The 18,060-nt window shown below is 71.9% G+C and carries 16 protein-coding genes and 1 pseudogene; 6 read left to right on the forward strand and 11 right to left on the reverse strand.

Translation table 11 applies throughout. The annotated features are described in order from the left end of the window. Window positions 1–91 (forward strand): annotated as a pseudogene (locus AB0I15_RS35285) (UDP binding domain-containing protein); the annotation flags it as partial. 99 nt (window positions 92–190) lie between these two features. Here the strand turns inward: AB0I15_RS35285 and AB0I15_RS35290 are convergent. The 8 genes from AB0I15_RS35290 to AB0I15_RS35325 form a co-directional block, all read right to left on the reverse strand. Next, a complete protein-coding gene (locus AB0I15_RS35290; RefSeq protein ID WP_358105234.1) occupies window positions 191–1,330 on the reverse strand; it encodes an ADP-ribosylglycohydrolase family protein in 1,140 nt (379 codons plus the stop codon). Beyond that, window positions 1,327–2,286 carry an ADP-ribosylglycohydrolase family protein gene (locus tag AB0I15_RS35295; protein WP_358105237.1) on the reverse strand — a complete coding sequence of 320 codons (960 nt, stop codon included), beginning with the start codon at window positions 2,284–2,286 and terminating at the stop codon, window positions 1,327–1,329. Before AB0I15_RS35295 ends, AB0I15_RS35290 begins: the two co-directional genes overlap by 4 nt. Before the next feature lie 6 nt (window positions 2,287–2,292). After that, window positions 2,293–3,357: an ADP-ribosylglycohydrolase family protein gene (locus tag AB0I15_RS35300; RefSeq protein WP_358105240.1), complete on the reverse strand. Its 1,065-nt coding sequence runs from the start codon at window positions 3,355–3,357 to the stop codon at window positions 2,293–2,295. Between the two features lie 14 nt (window positions 3,358–3,371). Continuing rightward, window positions 3,372–4,685, reverse strand: coding sequence for a sugar ABC transporter substrate-binding protein (locus AB0I15_RS35305; protein ID WP_358105243.1), 1,314 nt, complete (start codon window positions 4,683–4,685; stop codon window positions 3,372–3,374). A gap of 9 nt (window positions 4,686–4,694) precedes the next feature. After that, window positions 4,695–5,513, reverse strand: a complete 819-nt coding sequence (locus tag AB0I15_RS35310) for a carbohydrate ABC transporter permease (protein WP_358105246.1) — start codon at window positions 5,511–5,513, stop codon at window positions 4,695–4,697. Next, entirely contained in the window at window positions 5,510–6,424 is a 915-nt protein-coding gene (locus AB0I15_RS35315) for a sugar ABC transporter permease (protein ID WP_358105249.1), read from the reverse strand. Before AB0I15_RS35315 ends, AB0I15_RS35310 begins: the two co-directional genes overlap by 4 nt. Next, a complete protein-coding gene (locus AB0I15_RS35320; protein WP_358105252.1) occupies window positions 6,421–7,581 on the reverse strand; it encodes a LacI family DNA-binding transcriptional regulator in 1,161 nt (386 codons plus the stop codon). Before AB0I15_RS35320 ends, AB0I15_RS35315 begins: the two co-directional genes overlap by 4 nt. Window positions 7,582–7,757: 176 nt before the next feature. Further along, complete coding sequence (locus AB0I15_RS35325) at window positions 7,758–9,161, reverse strand: MFS transporter (protein WP_358105256.1); 1,404 nt, start codon at window positions 9,159–9,161, stop codon at window positions 7,758–7,760. Between AB0I15_RS35325 and AB0I15_RS35330 the strand changes: the two genes are divergently transcribed. The 3 genes from AB0I15_RS35330 to mihF all read left to right on the forward strand — a co-directional run bounded on the left by AB0I15_RS35330 (window position 9,058) and on the right by mihF (window position 11,210). Then, the gene (locus AB0I15_RS35330) at window positions 9,058–10,290 is read left to right on the forward strand and encodes an ROK family protein (RefSeq protein WP_358105259.1); all 1,233 of its coding nucleotides are present in this window, start codon (window positions 9,058–9,060) and stop codon (window positions 10,288–10,290) included. The two genes, AB0I15_RS35325 and AB0I15_RS35330, sit on opposite strands and share 104 nt — an antisense overlap. Before the next feature lie 107 nt (window positions 10,291–10,397). Then, window positions 10,398–10,802 carry a heme-binding protein gene (locus AB0I15_RS35335; RefSeq protein ID WP_358105262.1) on the forward strand — a complete coding sequence of 135 codons (405 nt, stop codon included), beginning with the start codon at window positions 10,398–10,400 and terminating at the stop codon, window positions 10,800–10,802. A 102-nt stretch (window positions 10,803–10,904) separates the two neighbouring features. Then, window positions 10,905–11,210 (forward strand): integration host factor, actinobacterial type, encoded by a 306-nt coding sequence (mihF, locus tag AB0I15_RS35340; protein WP_111183576.1) that lies wholly within the window; start codon window positions 10,905–10,907, stop codon window positions 11,208–11,210. A gap of 133 nt (window positions 11,211–11,343) precedes the next feature. Here the strand turns inward: mihF and AB0I15_RS35345 are convergent, their stop codons facing one another. Together AB0I15_RS35345 and AB0I15_RS35350 are read right to left on the reverse strand one after the other, a co-directional pair. After that, entirely contained in the window at window positions 11,344–11,991 is a 648-nt protein-coding gene (locus AB0I15_RS35345; protein ID WP_358105265.1) for a response regulator transcription factor, read from the reverse strand. Beyond that, window positions 11,982–13,229 (reverse strand): sensor domain-containing protein, encoded by a 1,248-nt coding sequence (locus AB0I15_RS35350; protein WP_358105268.1) that lies wholly within the window; start codon window positions 13,227–13,229, stop codon window positions 11,982–11,984. The genes AB0I15_RS35345 and AB0I15_RS35350 overlap by 10 nt, the downstream gene beginning before the upstream one ends. A 184-nt stretch (window positions 13,230–13,413) precedes the next feature. Between AB0I15_RS35350 and AB0I15_RS35355 the strand changes: the two genes are divergently transcribed. Next, window positions 13,414–14,685 (forward strand): acyltransferase, encoded by a 1,272-nt coding sequence (locus AB0I15_RS35355; RefSeq protein ID WP_358105271.1) that lies wholly within the window; start codon window positions 13,414–13,416, stop codon window positions 14,683–14,685. 82 nt (window positions 14,686–14,767) lie between these two features. Next, window positions 14,768–17,281, forward strand: coding sequence for a DUF3516 domain-containing protein (locus AB0I15_RS35360; protein WP_358105273.1), 2,514 nt, complete (start codon window positions 14,768–14,770; stop codon window positions 17,279–17,281). Window positions 17,282–17,481: 200 nt separating this feature from the next. On the opposite strand, the gene AB0I15_RS35365 is transcribed toward AB0I15_RS35360, so the two are convergent. Next, window positions 17,482–18,045 (reverse strand): hypothetical protein, encoded by a 564-nt coding sequence (locus AB0I15_RS35365; RefSeq protein WP_358105275.1) that lies wholly within the window; start codon window positions 18,043–18,045, stop codon window positions 17,482–17,484. Window positions 18,046–18,060: the final 15 nt, after the last annotated feature.

Here is an 18,060-nt window from a genome sequence, read left to right on the forward strand (position 1 = left end):
CCGCAAGGTCGGGCTGTTCGGGCTGTCGTTCAAGCCCGGCACCGACGACCTGCGCGAGAGCCCGCTGGTCGAGCTGGCCGAGCGGCTCCTGGCCACCGGCCGGCGATCTCCCGCGCGTCGCGGCCGTCCTCGGCGGCCTGGCGCAGCTCGTGGCCGATCAGGTCCTCGGGCTGGACCCAGGTGAGCCGGATCACGGGCGGTCGAGGTCGGCGAAGGCGGCCTCGTGGGCACGGCGGCGTACCAGGTCGGCGGCGCGCACCCGGCGGGCCACGCGCGCGATGGCGCCGCCGGGGGCCACCAGGTCCGTACGGCTGGCCGTGGCCACCTGCTCCACCCACTCCGGCGGCACGCAGGACAGCCCGCCGAGCGCCCCCGCGATGGCCCCGCCCATGGAGGCGATCGAGTCGGCGTCGCGCCCGTAGTTGACCCCGCCCAGCACGGTCTCGCGGTAGTCGCCCTTGGCGATCACCAGGAACCCGAGCGCCAGCGGCAGCTCCTCGATGCTGTGCACCCGGCTCGGCCGCCGCGCCCCCAGCCCCTGGTCACGGTAGGTGTCGGCGACCGTGTCGTAGGGCCGCACGGCCGCGCGCAGCGCCTCGAACGACCCGTCCCAGTGGCCCAGCCCGGCCGCGGCCTCGCAGACCGCCTCGATGGCGGCCCTGGTGCCGTCCTTGGCCAGGCGCAGGCAGGCGCCGACCACGGAGTCGGCCGTCGCGCCGGGGCGCATGGCCTCGGCGACGGCGGCGGCCATGACGCCGGCGGCCTCGCGGCCGTAGCTCGACTGGTGCGCCCCGGCCAGGTCGACGGCCTCGGCGTAGGCGGCGTCGGGGTCGGCGGCGTTGACGATGCCGACGGGGGCGACGTACATGGCGGCGCCGCAGTTCACGATGTTGCCGACGCCGGCCTCGCGCGGGTCCACGTGCCCGTAGTGCAGCCGGGCCACGATCCACTTCTCGGCCAGGAAGATCCGCTGCAGCGGCAGCGCCTCGGCCTCCAGCTCGGGGATCCACCGGCGCTCGCCCATCAGCTCGGGCACCAGGTGCTCGGCCATCGCGTACGCGTCGAGGTGGCCGCCGGTCTTCTCGTACACGCGGATCAGGGCGTGCGTCATCAGGGTGTCGTCGGTGATGTGGCCGTCGCCCTTGTGATAGGGGGCGATGGGCCGGGCGTTGCGCCAGTCCTCGTTGTACGGCGGCACGATGCCCTCGACGCGGCCCCCGTACCGCGCCACGATCTGTTCGGGTGTCCAGCCCTCGGTGGCGCCGCCCAGCGCGTCACCGACCGCCGCCCCCGCCACGCAGCCGGTCGCCCTGTCCTCAAGCGGCGTCATGCGATTCCCTCCACTAGTTCGATCAGATCTCGGCCCGCCAGGTCAGGCAGGCAACAACCGGCCAGCGTACGGGCCGGCGCGATCCACCCCTCCGGGATCGCGTCGTACCCGCCGCACGCCCCCGTCAGCGCGCCGGTCAGCGCGGGCGCCGAGTCGGCCAGCGGGGCCAGGCAGGCCGCCGCGGGCACGGCCCGGCCGAGCTCGCCACCGGCCACCTCGGCCAGCGCGAGCGCCACGGGCACCGTCTGCGCGGCGCCCACCCCGTAGCTGTAGACGTGGTCGAGCAGCGCGGCGTCCAGCGCGGGGATCGCGCCGAACGGGTCGCCCGCGGCGCGGGCAGCGGCCAGCGCCAGGCGGGCATTGTGCCCGATGGCGGTGTCGCCGGGCAGTTCGGCCAGCGCCGCCTCGACGGCCCGGACGGCGTCTCCCGACGCCACGGCCTCGGCCACGGCGGCGGCCATCGCGCGGGCGCCCAGCACGCCGTCACCGGCGTTCGTCACCTGGGCGTCCCGCGTGGGGTCGCGCCCCAGCGCCCCGAACGCCACGGCTCTGATCGCCGCGGCGTCGTCGAAGTGGTGCGGGTTGTCGTGCCCGGACGCGGGCGGCTCGACCCCCTTGGCCAGGTTGTCCAGCGCGGTCGCCACGGAGATGCGGGCCCGGACGTCCGTGAGCTCCCTGAACGCCTCCGCCCGGGGGCGGTCGATGGTGAGCGCCGTCCACGCCAGCCATTCGGCGTCGTCGGACGGGCCGATGCGCAGCGGCGCGACCGGCTGGTTCAGCGCGAACGGCACCGGCAGGGTCGTGACCCGGTGCTCCTCGGCGAACGCGTCCAGCTCGCGATGCAGGCGGCGGCTCCAGGGCGCGTGCAGGGCCGCCCGGTGCCTGGCCGAAGGCCAACCGGCGGCGTCGCCGACGGCGAGCCCCGCGAAGGCTCCCTTGATTCTGTCCCCCGACATGGTGTTCTACCGTCCTCCCGCCAGTTCGTCGGCGACGTCCAGCACGTGTCTGCCGGCCACGACGGGCAGGCACTTCCCGGTCACGGGGCCTATCTTCCTGGCCCACCGCTCCGGTACGCCCCGCTCGCCCTGCCGGGCTCCGGCGACGGCCCCGGCGATGGCCCCGATGGTGTCGGCGTCCCTGCCCAGGCTCACCCCGAACGTCACGGACGCCTCCACCTCGCCGTCCCCGGCCAGGAACGCGGCCAGCGCCAGCGCCACGGCCTCGGGGGCCAGATCGGTCCAGGGGTAGTGCTTGACGACGACGGCCTCGTGCAGCGCCTCGATCAGCGCGTCTGTGGGCGTCGCTGCCGGCTCCTCTGTGGGCTCCTCTGCCGGCTCCTCTGCCGGCGCCTCTGTCAGCGCCTCTGCCAGGGCCTCTGTCAGGGCCGGCTCGTCGGGGCGGGCCGCGCGGCCCGTGCCGAGCGTCTCGCGGGCGCGGACGATGTTCCTGGCCGTCCACGAATCCGCCGGGATCACCGACAGAGCGGCCCGCACCACCTCGGCAGGCGTGGCCCCGCCCATCGCGGCGGCCACCGCCCCGGCGACCGCGCGGCCGCCGAGTATGCCCTCGCCCGAACCGCTGACCAGCCCGTCCTGCTCCACCAGCCGGGCCGCCTCCGCCGGGTCCCCCGGGCAGAAGATCCCGTAGGGCGCGGCCCGCATGGCGAGCCCGTCCGACCAGCCGTGGGAGTGCGTCAGCCCCGTGAGCGGCGGTTCCAGCCCGCGGCGAAGCGCTTCGACGGTGCCCAGCTCGGAGAAGCCGGCGCCGCGCATGGGGCCGGTCATCCTCGGGATGATCTCGGCCCGGTACGCCGCCGCCACGTCCGCGGCGGTCAGCCCGTGGCCGTGCCGCACCAGCAGCGACGCGGCGAAGATCGCGTATTCCGTGTCATCGGTCCCCCCGCCCTCGATCTCGGTGAGCCGGCCCCACCGCCGCCGGATCTCCGGCGGCGACAGGTTCTCGGCGGGGGCCCCGAGGGCGTCGCCGGCCGCGAGGCCGAGCAGACACCCCCGGGCTCTGTCCTTCAACGGGTCCCCGAAAGTCACCGCTGGTACCGCTCCAGCACCTTGTTACCGTCCTCGACGAGCTTGGCCGCCGCCTCGTCGATGGTGATCTTGTTGCCGAAGTACTCCTGCAGCACCGGCGTGGCGACCTTGCTCTTCCACTCGTCGAACCCGTTCACCTTGAGGAACGGCGCGACGACCAGGTTCTTGGCGGACGCGGTGGCCACGTCCCAGCCGTTCTCCTTGGTGGTCATGGCCGGGTCGGCGGCGGCCGTCTGCGAGGTCGGCAGCAGCCAGTCACCCTTGGCGAGCTTGGCCTGGTTGGCGCCGTTCAGGAAGAACGAGATGAACTTCATGGACTCGTCCGGGTGCTTGCTGTCCTGCGCGATCGACAGCGTCTGCGAGACCGCGCCCTGCTCGGCGGTGGTGCCCTTGGGGCCGGGCAGCGTCACCCACTCGAACCCGTCGGGGGCCTGCTCCACCACCTGCTGGCGCAGGTAGACACCGGCCGGCAGCATCGCGAACTTGCCCTCGTAGAACGTCGACAGCGGGTCCGCGGCCCCCAGGCCGAGCGCGCCCGGGTCGGCCGACTTGTCCTTGTGGAGCTGGTCGTGGATGCGTTGAAGCACCTCACGCTCCTCCGGTCCGACCTTGACCGTCGTCTTGCCGTCGGCGGTCTGGAAGAACGTCCCGCCGAAGTTGAGCGCCAGGTTGAGCGTCTTGTTGACCGGCGACTTCAGCGCCCACGCCACGCCGTACGTGCCGTCCTTGGTCATCTTCTTGGCGGCCTCGGAGAACTCGTCCCAGGTCCACGGCTCTTCCGGGGTCGGGACGCGTACCTTGGCCGCGTCGAGCAGCTTCTTGTTGGCGATGATGACCTGCGACTCCTGCAGGAACGGCACGCCGTAGACGCCCTGCTGCCCCTTGCCGCCGTCGAAGGTGACGGTGTCCCAGGCGGCCTGGGGGATGTCGCTCTTGAGCTCGGCGGGCAGCTTGTCGCTCAGGTCGAGCAGGTAGCCGTCGGAGGCGAAGCCGGACAGCGCGGGCGAGTCGTTGTGGATGACGTCGGGCGCCGTGCCGCCGGCGAACTGTGTGACGAGCTGGTCGTTGACGTTGTCCCAGCTCCCCTGCACGTAGGTGACCTGGATCTTGGGGTTGGCCTTGTTCCACTCGTCGACGAGCTGCCTGTTCGCGGCGACCGACTCCTTCTGCCACGCCAGGCTCAGGAAATTGATCTTCACTGGCTCGTCGGAGCCGGACGACGACGATCCGCCGCCGCCACCGTCCCCGCCGCCGCACGCGGCGGCGAGTGTGAGGATCGCCGCCGCCGCCAAAGCGGACTTGATTCGCATAAGAGCCTCCTAGCCCTTGACGGCGCCGGCCATCAGGCCGGACTTCAGTCGCCGCTGAATGATTGCGAAGAAGATCAGGCTCGGGATCGTCGCCATGAGCGACGCCGCGGCCAATGGTCCGAGCCGGACCACGCCCTCGGGGCCGGTGAACCTCACCAGCGTGAGCGGGAGCGTCATGACGTCGGGGTTCTGCAGCATCACGAGCGCGAACATGAACTCGTTCCAGGACGAGATGAACGCGAACAGCAGCGTGGCCACCACGCCCGGCGCCAGCAGCGGCGCGACCACGCTGGCGATCGAGCGCAGGCGGGTCGCGCCGTCCACGGCCGCGGCCTCCTCCAGCTCGTGCGGCACCGCGCGGACGTAGCCCTGCAGCATCCACAGCGCGAACGGCAGCGTGAACGTCACGTGCACGATCACCAGCCCCGGCAGCGTGTTCACCAGCTCCAGGTCACGCAGGATCAGGAAGAGCGGGATGATGATCAGGATGAACGGGAACACCTGGCTGACCAGCACCCACCCGATCGCGATCCGGTTGAGCAGGCTGCGGTAGCGCGCCATGGCGTACGACGCGGGCAGCGAGATCAGCACCGTGATCACGCTGCTGAACAGCGCCACGACGAGGCTCCGCAGCGCGGCGCCCACCAGGTCCTGCTCGCCGAACGCGGCGGAGAAGTTGGCCAGCGTCGGCTCGCGCGGGATCCACGTCGGGTCGGCCAGCGCCATCTCCTGGGGCGTCTTCAGCGCCGTGGACAGCAGCCAGACCAGCGGGAACGCCAGGAAGACGACGTACGCGACCAGCGCGACGTACTGCGAGCCGCGTTTCACTTGGCCTCCCTCATCTGCCGCCAGAGGTACAGCCCGAGCACCGCGAGCACGACGATCGCCATGGCGAGGCCGAGCATCGAGGCGTAACCGGCCATGCGATACCGGAACGCCTCCTCGTAGGCGAACAGCATCGGCAGCTTGGTACGCCCGCCGGGGCCGCCCTGGGTGAGCACGTACACCAGGCCGAACTGGTTGATGTTCCACACGAAGTCGAGCGAGGTGATCGCCACGATCACCGGGCGGAGCTGCGGCAGCGTGATGCTCCAGAAGCGCCGCCAGGAGCCCGCGCCGTCCATCTCGCCGGCCTCGTAGAGCTCCTTGGGCACGTTCTGCAGGCCCGCCAGCAGCACGACCGTGGTCTGCGGCATGCCGGCCCAGACGCCGACCACGATGATCGCGGGCAGCGCGAGCGAGAAGTCGGCCAGCCAGTTGACGTCCGTGCCGAGCAGGCTGTTCAGGATGCCCGCGTCGGGGTGGTAGACCAGCTTCCACATCAGGCCGATGACCACCGGCGGCATCGCCCACGGCACCACCGAGAGCACCCTGGCCAGGCCCCGGAACCGCAGCTTCTCGTTGAGCAGCAGGGCCAGGCCGAGCGCGGCCAGGAACTGCAGCACGGTCACGGAGACCGACCAGATCGCGCCGATCTGGAACGACGCCCAGAACTGCTCGTCGCTCAGCAGGTCGCCGAAGTTCTCCAGGCCGACGAAGCTCGTCTCGTGGTTGCGCGTGTTGCGGGCGTCGGTGAACGCCAGGCCGATGCCGTACAGCAGCGGGCCCATGCTGAACAGCAGCACCGGCACCGTGGCCGGCAGCAGCAGCACCCACATCTCGCGCGTCTGGCGCGAGATCCGCCGGCGCTTGGCCCGCGAACCTCGCGGCGGCGCCGGTCGTGTCGCGGTCGCCGTCACTCCCCGCCCTCCTTCCTGTCGCTGCCCCCGCCGTTGTCCCTGCCGTTGTCCCTGCCGTTGTCCCTGCCGTTGTCCCTGCCGTTGTCCCCGTCGTTGTCCCCGTCGTTGTCCCTCGCGCCGTCTCTGGCGTCGTCCCCGCTGATCCGCTCGCCCGCGACGCCGGCCGTGGAGGCCCGGACCACGAGCCGGGGCGGCACCGTGACCAGCCGCGGCTCCCGGTCGCCGCCCTGGAGCCGGTCCAGCAGCAGCTCGGCGGCGGCCTTGCCGCGCTCGGCCGACCCCAGCGAGACGCTGGTCAGCGACGGCCACGAGGCCGCGGCCAGGTCGGTGTCGTCCATGCCGACCACGGACACGTCCTCGGGCACCCGTCTGCCCGCCGCGCGCAGCACGTCGAGCGCGCCGAGCGCGATGAGGTCGTTGGCGCACATCAGCGCGTCCACGTCGGGCACGCCGGCGAGCAGCTCCGCCACGGCGCGGCCCCCTTCGGCGCGGTAGAAGTCGCCGATCCGCACGAGGTCCTCGTCGTAGGGCAGGCCGAGGTCGCCCAGCGCCTCCCGGTACGCGGCCCCGCGGGCGGCGCCGGGGACGGTGTCGAGCGGGCCGTTGATCATGCCGATCCGGCGGCGGCCGAGCGCGTAGAGGTGATCGATCGCCAGCCGCACACCGGTGCGCGAGTCGGCGCGTACGTTGTCCACCCGCGTCCCCTCGGGGACCGACCCGATGATCACCACGGGAGCCCTGGCGGCGGCCAGTGTCTCGAGGTGGGCCTCGGTGACGCGCAGCGGGACCATGATCAGGCCGTCGACGTAGCGCTCGCCCAGGCTGTGCAGCACGTCGATCTCGTCGGCCACGACGGCGTCCGTGGAGTGCAGTACGAGCCGGTATCCGGCGGCCTTCAGCACGGGCTGGATCTCGCGCAGCATGGCCAGGTAGGCGGGGTTGCCGACGTCCGCCATGGCGAAGGCGACCTGGTGGGTGCGGCGCGACTTGAGCGACCTGGCGACGGCGTTGCGCACGTAGCCGAGCTCGTCCGCGGCGGCCATCACCTTGCGCACGGTCTCCTGCCGGGTCGGCAGGCCGTTCAGCACCCGCGAGACGGAGGCGATCGAGACACCGGCGCGAGCGGCGATCGTGTTGATCGTGGGTCCGTCGGCCAAGGCTGTCCTTCCACAGTGATGTAAACGTTTACGGGCAGGCGCCTGTAAACGTTTACGGTGTGGGGCATATGAAATCTGGCCGTAACTTGCAGGTCAAGTCACGATCGCATAACACCAGGTCAGCGGCCATTCCGGCAAATCGGCCGCCCACCCGGGCGGTGGGCGGCCGGGAGATTTCAGTCGCGAGCCGGCTCGGGCGCGTGCCCGTGCTCGCCACCGGACCCGCCCACCCCTGCGGGCTCGGCGCTCGGCGCCGGCGCCGGGTCCCTGGACAGCCGGAGCAGCGCGCGGATGGCCGGTGAGCCCGTCAGCGTCACGACGGCCGCCAGCACGGTGGGGATGATGAGCGCGATCGGCAGCGACGACGCCTCCGCCACGTACCCCAGCACCGCCGGTCCCAGCAGCAGCCCGCTGTAGCCGAACGCCGTCACCATGGCCAGCGCCCGGCCGACCCGGCCGCCCGCCGCCCCGACCGCGCTGAACAGCACCGGCACCACCGTGGCCAGCCCCACGCCGGCCAGCGCCCACCCGGTCCACGCGCAGGCCACCCGCAGCGGCTGCGCCACCGCAGGCGACAGGAGCACGAGGACGTAGCCGGCGGTGGCGAAGATCCCGGCGAGCTGGATGGTCCGCACGGAGCCGAACCGGGCCCTGATCGGGTCGCCCAGCAGCCGCACGGTCGTCATGGCCACCGAGAAGATCGTGTACGCCAGCGGCGCCAGCGCCGGATCGGCCGCCAGCACCAGCCGGGCGTGCAGCGCGGCCCAGTCGATGGCCGCCCCCTCGCTCAGGTGACCGGCGAACGCGGCCAGCCCCAGCAGCGCGATCAGCCCCCACTTCAGCGAGCTCCCCGGCTCGGCCCCCGGCTCGCCGGAGGTGTGCTCGGGCGGGTCGGGCAGCAGCAGCCGCGCGGCGGGCAGGTACAGGAACGGCACCACCAGCGCCGCCACGATCAGCAGCCACTGCGCGTCCAGCCCGGCCTGCAGGACGATGGAGGTGAGCCCGCCGCCGGCGGCCCCGCCCAGGCTCCACGTGCCGTGGAAGGCCGAGATGATCGGCCGCCCGTAGCGGCGCTCGACCTCGACGGAGTGGGCGTTCATGGCGACCTCGGTCACCCCCAGCCCGAGCCCGAACAGCACCGCCAGGGCGGCCAGGGACCAGTACGAGGGCGCGAGCGCGGGCCCGAGCAGCACGAGGCCGGAGAAGGGCCCCGCGAACCAGCAGATCCGCCGGCTCGAGAACCGGTCCACCAGCGGCCCGGCCAGCAGCATCGACACCAGCGCGCCGCCGGAGATCAGCAGCAGGACGCTGCCCAGCCTGGCGGTGTCGAGCTCGAGCCGGTCGTACAGCGAGGGCAGGCCGGCCGCCCACAGACCCATGACAAATCCGGCCAAGAAGAAGAATCCGAAAACTCCGACACGAGCCCGTCTGGCATCAATGAGGCTTTTGTTCACGACTAGAGCATAAACTGTGTCCGTGAATGGAGCTACGACCAGCGGCGAACTTCGTGCGCACAACCGGGTCAGGCTGCTGCGCGCCGTGCACGACTGCGGAGCCCGCCACACCCGGTCCCAGCTCACCCGTGACCTGCGGCTGGCGAGGGGGACGGCCTCGGTGCTCGTCGCCGGGCTGGCCGAGGAGAGGCTGCTGCACGAGGAGCCGGCCCCCGAGCACGTACGCGGGCGCCCCACGCAGATCCCGGGCCCGCACCCGGACGGGCCCATCGCCCTGGCCGTCGACGTACGCGAGGACGCCTGGGAACTGGCGGCCTGCGAGCTGGGCGGCCGGGTCACCGTCCTCGGCGTGCGCCCGCACGACGGCACCCCGGAAGGCGCCCTCGCCCTCTTGGGCGAGGCCGTCGCGGCCCACCGCGCCCGCCTCGGGCACCGCGTCGTCGGGCTCGGCGTCGCCCTGGCGGGCCCGGTCCGGCACGGCGGCCTGGTGGACATCGCCCACCTGGGCTGGCGCTCGGTGGACGTGCCCCACCTGCTGGGCGGAGCGGCCCCGAGCCCCCTCATCGTCGGCAACGACACCGCGTTCGCCGCCCTGGCCGAGGCGCGGCGCGGCCGGCTGCGGGGTGTGCGGGTCGGCCTGCACCTGCACGTGGACTTCGACCTCGGCGGCGTGCTCGTCGTGGACGGGCACCCCCTCGGCGGCGCCACCGGCGTCGGCGCCGAGTTCGGCCACATGCCGCTCACCGGCTCCGGCCGTCCCTGCCTGTGCGGCGCGATCGGCTGCTGGGGCATGGACGTCGGCGCGAACGCCCTGCTGCGCCACGTCGGCCTCGCCTACGGCGGGGGGCGGGGCCGCGAGCAGGCCGAGCACGTGCTGGCCACCAGCGAGCAGGCCGTCGCCGCCAACGCGGGGGCGCTCGGCCGCGGCATCGCCGCCCTCGTGAACGCCCACGACCCCGAGGTGGTCACCCTGTCCGGCCACGGCCCGGAGCTGCGCGAGCGGGCCGGTGAGGCCCTCCTGGGGGCCTGCGAGCCCGTCCTGATGGCCATCCGCCGCGAGCGCCCGCCCCGGATCGAGAGCTCGGCCCTGGGCTGGCGCGGCTCGCTGCTCGGAGCGATGGAGTCGGTCTTCGACGCCTTCCTCACGACGGAGGGTCTTGAACTCTGGCGTAAAAGCCACCCTGACCAGGCTCGCGACACGCCCGACGCGCAAAGTGTGACGCATTCCACCCCGGCACGAGAAAGGCCGGTATAAGGCGGCCCTTCGCAGGTCATGCCGACGATCTTGCACGCCCCGGCCGGGAAGCGGTACGAGTGGAAGAGGCCAAGGCGCGAAACAATCATGATCCGGGGACCGAAGGCGTGAATCTCGAACTCGCGCTCCGCATGACGGAGGCGGCCGTGAAGCAGGCGTTCCGCGAGGGCGCGTCCATCTCCGTCGCCGTCGTGGACGAGGGCGGGAATCTGGTGTCTTTCCAGCGTATGGACGGTGCGGAGATCTCGGGGCCGGTGCTCGCGGAGGGCAAGGCGTACACCTCGGTCGCCCTGCGCAGGCCCACCTCGGAGCTGTCCGGGCGGACCGCTCTCGGGCGTGAGCTGTCGGGCCTGGCGGGCGGCCGGTTCGTCTTCGTCGGAGGTGGCGTCCCGCTGTGGTCGGACTACGGTGAGGGAGAACGCGTGGTCGGCGGCATAGGGGTCAGTGGAGGCACCGTCACGCAGGACGTGGCGTGCGCCGAAGCTGCCGAGTCGGTGTGGCGAACACGTTGAGCGGGCGCTTTCCGCAACACGAACCGCTGGTATCCGCCATGATTAGCCACTGCACCACGGGTACAACACCCGAACGTAAAACTCCCCGAGGAGAGAACTGAGATGGCACTTCCCACTCTCACCCCCGAGCAGCGTCAAGCCGCTCTGGCCAAGGCCGCCGAGGCCCGTGCCGCCCGCACGGCCCTGCTGGCCAAGGTCAAGGCGGGCGAGATGACGTTCGCTCAGCTGCTCGAGCGCGACGACGACATCGCGAAGAAGATCAAGGTGTCCCAGGCGCTGCGCGCCGTCAAGGGCGTCGGTCCGGCCAAGGCCACCGCGCTGATGGAGGAGGCCGGCGTCGACGAGAAGCGCCGCCTCGGCGGCCTGGGCGCCCAGCAGCGCAAGAAGCTGGTCGACGCGCTCGGCTGATGCCCGAGCGGCCAGGTCCGCGCGCGAAGCCGCGCGGACCGGCCAGCGACCCCTCCAAGGCCGGGAGGGACCGGAGAGCGGAGCCGCCCCGCTCGACGGCGGGCCAGGTTGAGGGGTCGGGAGCACCCACGGGTCAGGAACGCAGATAGGTCAGGACGGCGAGCACCCGGCGATGCTGATCGCTGTCCTCCGCGTAGAGACCGAGCTTGTTGAAGATGCTCCTGATGTGCTTCTCGACGGCTCCGTCACTGATCACGAGCTGCCGCCCGATGGCCGGGTTCGACTTCCCCTCGGCCATCAGCCCGAGAACCTCGCGCTCACGCGGCGTCAGTTGCGCCAGCGGATCGTCCTTGCGCCTGCGCACCATCAACTGGGACACCACCTGCGGATCGAACACGGTCCCGCCCGCGGCCACCCGCCGCAGGCCCTCCAGGAACTCGTCGACGTCGACCACCCGGTCCTTCAGCAGGTAGCCCACCGCCCCGCGGGCGTCGGCGAGCAGGTCGTCGGCGTAGGACACCTCGACGTACTGCGACAGGATCAGCACCGGCGCCCCCGGCACCCGGCGCCGCGCCTCCACGGCCGCCTTGAGCCCCTCGTCGGTGAAGGACGGCGGCATGCGCACGTCCACCACCGACACGTCCGGCTTGTGCTCGGCGATCGCCTCGACGAGGGCGTCGCCGTCGCCGACGGTCGCCACCACCTCGCAGCCGAACTCCTCCAGCAACCTGACCAGGCCCTCCCTGATCAGGACCGCGTCATCGGCCACGACTACCCGCACGGCACCTCCGCCACGATCACCGTAGGCCCGCCGTCGGGTGACTGGACCGTCAGCTCCCCGTCGACCGCGCGGAGCCGATCGGCCAGACCGGCGAGACCATGTCCCTTGGCGACGTGTGCGCCGCCCACCCCATCATCCCCGATCGTGAGCATGAGAATGTCACCGATGCGGAGGAGCTGAACCGTGCAGACGGTGGCGCGGCTGTGCTTGGCCACGTTGGTGAGGGTCTCGGCGCAGACGAAGTAGATCGCGTTCTCGGCCGCCGCCTGGTAGCGCTCGACGGTCTGCACGTCGAGGTCGACGGGTACCGTGCAGCGGCCCGCCAGGGCGGCCAGGGCGGGCGCGAGGCCGCGGTCGGACAGGATGGGCGGCGCGATGCCGCGCGAGAGCGCGCGCAGCTCGTCGAGCGTCTCGCGGGTCGCGGTGATGGCCGACTTGATCGTGGCCTGGGCCGCGTCGGGGTCCTTGGCGAGCTGCCGCTGCGCCCTGGACAGCTCCATGGCCAGCGAGACCAGCCGCTGCTGCGGCCCGTCGTGGATGTCGCGCTCCAGCTTGCGCAGCGCGTTGGCCTCGGCGGAGACGGCGGCGGCCCGGCCCTGGGCCAGGTCGTCGATGCGCTCCTGCAGCTCGGCCACGCCGGTCAGCAGCGCCCGGCCGAGCCCGGCCCGCAGCAGCGCGGCGCCGCGGATCGTGAACGGCATGAGCACCGCGAAGATCAGGCCGAGCACGACGTAGAAGATCGCGGTGATCCAGTAGCCGTCGCCCAGACCGAGCAGCTCGGGCAGCTCCACGCTGCCGGGGATGCGCGAGGTGACGAGCCCGTAGATCGGCCACAGGAGCCCGGCCAGCGGGATCGCCCAGAACACGGCCGTGAGCACGAACGCCAGGACGGCGAACGGCAGGTTCACGATGCCGTGCAGCAGGTCGAGCCAGGACTGCCCGCTCGTCAGGGGGTTGATCAGCCGCCGGAACCGGCCGGCGCCGGGCGGGGCGGGCTTGTACCGGGGCCGTACGGGGGGCCGCTTGAGCACGTCGGACAGCCAGCCGCGCTCCGCGTCGGCGAAGCCCCGCGCGAGCATGAGCGTGCCGGCCAGCAGCGGCACGCCGATCCACACGACCGCCGTGCTCACTCCGGCGGCGAAGCCGGCGACCATGAGCACGAAGCCGATGAGGGTCGTCGGAAGGCCGACCAGCGTGTAGCGGGTGTCGAGGAGGACACGCCTCAGCAGGGAGCGCATGGGGTCAACGGTAGGACCTCGCCGCGCCCGGCACGAGCGGGTGCGCCAGCCTACGGGGGTAGGGCCAGCCCTACCAGGTCCGGTGGTGCGATCTTGACCAGGACAGGGTGGTCCGCGGCAGTGTGCCGGGACGCCCCGGACGGGAGCCTTGAGCCATCCGCACTCAGCGAATCGAGGCTCCCCCATGACCGTCCTGCTGGACCGCCCTGTCGCCGCGCCGGCGCCGCCCCGCCCGGCGGGTGCGCGCCGCGCGGCGCGGGATCCGTTCATCGACCTGCTGCGCGTGTTCGGGATGGCGCTCATCGTGTTCCAGCACTGGACGATCCCGGTGCTGTCCTTTGACGGCGCGCGGCTGACCACGGGCAACGCCCTGGCCACGCCGGGGGTGTGGATGGTGACCTGGATCAGCCAGGTGATGCCGCTGGTGTTCTTCGCGGGCGGTGCGGCGAACGCGATCAGCTTCGGCCGCGCCGGTGAGAGCGCGCCGCGGTGGCTGGCGGCCCGGCTGCGGCGGCTGGCCTGGCCGCTGCTGCCGCTGGCGGCGGTGTGGATCCCGCTCCCCCACATCCTGCTCACGCTGGGTGTGCCGGAGCAGCCGCTCGAGGTGGGCGCGCGGCTGACGGGCCAGCTCCTGTGGTTCCTGGCCGTCTACCTCATCGCCGTCACACTCACCCCGTACGCGCTGCGCCTGCACGAGCGGTACGGCCTGGCGGTCCCCGCGGCGCTGGCGGCCGGGGCGGTGCTGACGGACGTGGTGCGCTTCTCGACGGGGTTCGAGGCCGTGGGCTACCTGAACATCGTGTTCGTCTGGCTGGCCGTGCACCAGCTCGGCTTCTTCTACGCCGAGGGCCGGCTGCGGCGCCCGTGGGCCATGACGGCCGGCGGTTTCGGCGCGGCGGCCCTGCTGGTGGCGTACGGCCCCTACCCGGGCAGCATGATCGGCCTGCCGGGCGCCGAGGTGTCGAACATGGCCCCGCCCACCCTGGCCATGCTCGCCGTCGCCTTCGGGCAGATCGGCCTGGCCGTGCTGCTGCGCCCGTGGCTGCTGCGGCTGCCCACGGAGCGCCTGCTGGCCTGGGCGGGGCCGCGGATCATGACGGTGTACCTGTGGCACATGCCGGCCCTGTTCGCGGTGACCGGGGTCGTGGTGGTCCTGCTGGGCGTGGAGACGCCGGCGCCGGGAAGCGCGCTCTGGTTCGCCGGGTGGCCGCTCTGGTTCGGGCTGCTGTGCCTGGTCATGTTGCCGCTGCTGAAGGGGTTCGCCCGGTTCGAGACGCCGCCGTCGTTCCCGTACGGGACGGCCGGGTGGGGCGGCACGCTGGCGGCGGCCGGGCTGGTCGGCGGCGGGGTGCTGACGCTGACCGTCGGCGGTTTCGCGCCGGGCGGCGGCCCGTTCCTGGCGGTGCTCGCGCTGCTCGGCGGGCTGCTGGCGACGGCGCCGCGGGCCCGGCTGTGAAGGCGTCGCGACGGCCACAGTCGTGCGCCGACTTGACCTGAAATCGCCGCACCGGTTCGACCACCCGGCAAACTTCGGCAGGATGGTAACCGTGAGCCTACTCGTTGACCGCCTGCCCGAAGAGATCGACGCCGATCCCGACGCCATCTTCGACGCGTTCGTCGCCTGGAACGCCGAGCGGGGGCTCACGCTCTATCCCGCCCAGGAGGAGGCCCTCATCGAGGTCGTCTCCGGCAGCAACCTGATCCTGGCCACACCGACGGGCTCGGGCAAGTCGCTGGTGGCGGCGGGCGCCCACTTCGCCGCGCTGACCCGCGACATGCGCACCTTCTACACCGCGCCGATCAAGGCGCTGGTGTCGGAGAAGTTCTTCGACCTGTGCGCGGTCTTCGGCACCGAGAACGTCGGCATGATGACCGGCGACGCCAGCGTCAACCCCGGGGCCCCGATCATCTGCTGCACGGCCGAGATCCTGGCCAACGTGGCGCTGCGCGACGGCGCGGCGGCCGACATCGGCCAGGTCGTCATGGACGAGTTCCACTTCTACGCCGAGCCCGACCGCGGCTGGGCCTGGCAGGTGCCGCTGCTCGAGCTGCCCAACGTGCAGTTCATCCTGATGTCGGCCACGCTCGGCGACGTGTCGATGTTCGAGCGCGACCTGACCAGGCGCACCGGCCGGCCGACCTCCGTCGTCAAGCACGCCGAGCGGCCGGTGCCGCTGATCTACTCCTACCGGATGACCCCGCTGCACGAGACGCTCGAGGAGATGCTCTCGACCGGGCAGGCGCCGGTCTACGTCGTGCACTTCACGCAGGCCGCCGCGATGGAGCGGGCCCAGGCGCTGATGTCGATCAACATGGCGACGAAGGCCGAGAAAGAGGCGATCTCCGCCATGATCGGCGGGTTCCGCTTCACCACCCGCTTCGGGCGGGCGCTGTCGCGGCTGGTGAAGCACGGCATCGGCGTGCACCACGCCGGCATGCTGCCGAAATACCGGCGGCTGGTCGAGCGGCTGGCCCAGGCCGGGCTGCTGAAGGTCATCTGCGGCACCGACACGCTCGGCGTCGGCGTCAACGTGCCGATCCGCACGGTGCTGTTCACGGCGCTGTCCAAATACGACGGCAACAAGGTGCGCAGGCTGCGGGCCCGCGAGTTCCACCAGATCGCCGGCCGGGCCGGCCGCGCGGGCTTCGACACCATCGGCTACGTCGCCTGCCAGGCCCCCGAGCACGACATCGAGAACGCCAAGGCGCTGGCCAAGATCGGCGACGACCCGAAGCGGCGGCGCGGCTACGCGCGCAAGAAGCCGCCGGAGGGCTTCGTGGGCTGGAGCGAGGAGACCTTCACCAAGCTCCAGGACGCCGAGCCCGAGCCGCTCAACTCGCGCTTCAAGGTCAGCAACGCCATGCTGCTGGCGGTCATCAACCGTCCGGGCGACTGCTTCCAGGCGATGAGGCACCTGCTGACCGACAACCACGAAGACCGCAAGTGGCAGCGGCGGCACATCAGCCAGGCCATCGCCATCTACCGGTCGCTGCTGGCCGGCGGCATCGTCGAGCAGTTCGCCGAGCCCGACGAGCAGGGCAGGCGGGCCCGGCTGACGATCGAGCTGCAGGAGGACTTCGCGCTCAACCAGGCGCTGTCCACGTTCGCGCTGGCCGCCTTCGACCTGCTCGACCGCGAGTCGCCGTCCTACGCCCTCGACATGGTCTCGATCGTGGAGTCGATCCTGGAGGACCCGCGCCAGATCCTGTCGGCCCAGCTCAAGAAGGCCAGGGGCGAGGCCGTCGCGCAGATGAAGGCCGACGGCATCGAATACGAGGAGCGGATGGAGCAGCTCGCCGAGGTCATGTACCCGATGCCGCTGGAAGACCTGCTGCTCGGGGCCTACGAGACCTACCGGCGGGGGCATCCGTGGGTGGGCGACTACACAGTGAGCCCGAAGTCGGTGATCCGCGACATGTACGAGCGGGCCATGACGTTCGGCGAGTACATCCAGTTCTACGAGCTGACCAGGTCCGAGGGCACGGTCCTGCGCTACCTGGCCGACGCCTACCGCACGCTGTCGCGCACGGTGCCCGAGCATCTCAAGACCGACGACCTGGTCGATCTCATCGAGTGGCTCGGTGAGCTGGTCCGCCAGGTCGACTCGTCGCTGATCGACGAGTGGGAGAAGCTCACCAACCCGAGCGAGGTCCTGGAGCAGCAGGAGCAGCTCGAGGCCAAGGTACGTCCGGTCACCGCCAACCCGCGGGCCTTCCGCGTGCTGGTGCGCAACGCGATGTTCCGGCTGGTCGAGCTGTGCGCCCTGGAGAAGGAGCCGGAGCTGGAGGAGCTGGCTCCCGACGTCGACTGGGGCGCGGCGCTCGACGCCTACTACGACGAGCACGAGGAGATCCACGCCGACGCCGACGCCCGCGGGCCCGCGCTGCTGCGGATCGAGGAGGAGAGCGGGCTGTGGAAGGTGCGGCAGACGATCAAGGATCCGGCCGGCGACGGTGACTGGGGCATCGACGCCCAGGTCGACCTGGCCGCCTCCGACGAGGAGGGCCGCGCGGTGCTGCACGTGATCGGGCTCAACCGCCTCGGAGGATGAGGGCCGAGAGGACGCCGCCGAGCACTCATGACGCTGGGCACCCATGACGCGCCCATGACGCTGGGCACGAATGACGACAAGCCGTGTGCCGGGACGGACTGGCAAGGGCGCCCCGGCACAGGCCTGTCGCTATGAGTCTCCGCCGAAAAACGTCGAGTTCGTGTCATGACAATGTCCCAAGATCGAGACATTTCATGAAATCAGCAATCGGCGATGGTGCAGACCTTGGCCAGCATGCGCTTGGTGTCCTTGGTCTGCTGCTTGAAGTCCGCCGCCTTGGGCGTGCCCCACTCTCCTGACACCGCGTAGATGATCACGGCGTTGGCCCGCCGGGTCACGATGGCCCGGTCGCCGCCGACGGCCGGCTTCTTGCCCTCGTACGCCTGGCCGGTGACCGACAGCGCCCTGTCGCCGAGGGCGAGCGCCTTGGCGGAGTAGCGGTAGCCCTTGGTGCCGCAGGAGCGTACGGCCGCCTCCACGTCGCGCAGGGCCTTGCCCGCGGCCGCCGCCGACGCGTACAGGACCACCTGCTCCGACTTGGCGTAGTCGGGCACCGACGTGTAGATGAGCGTCCTGGCCTGGGTGCGCCCCGCCTGGCCCGCCTTGCCCTTCTGGCACGGGTCGACGACGAGCGGCGCCGATTTCCTGGAGCCGGCCGACCAGCTCGTCTCCGGGTTGTCGTCCTTGGTGGCGGCGGCTTTCTCGTACAGCAGGAAGTTGGTGGGGATGGCGACCGTGGCCGCGAGCAACAGTGCTGAGATCATGGGTCAAAATGGTAT

It is taken from the genome of Nonomuraea sp. NPDC050643 (genome assembly GCF_040654715.1).
In the GTDB taxonomy this organism is placed as follows: Bacteria; Actinomycetota; Actinomycetes; order Streptosporangiales; family Streptosporangiaceae; genus Nonomuraea.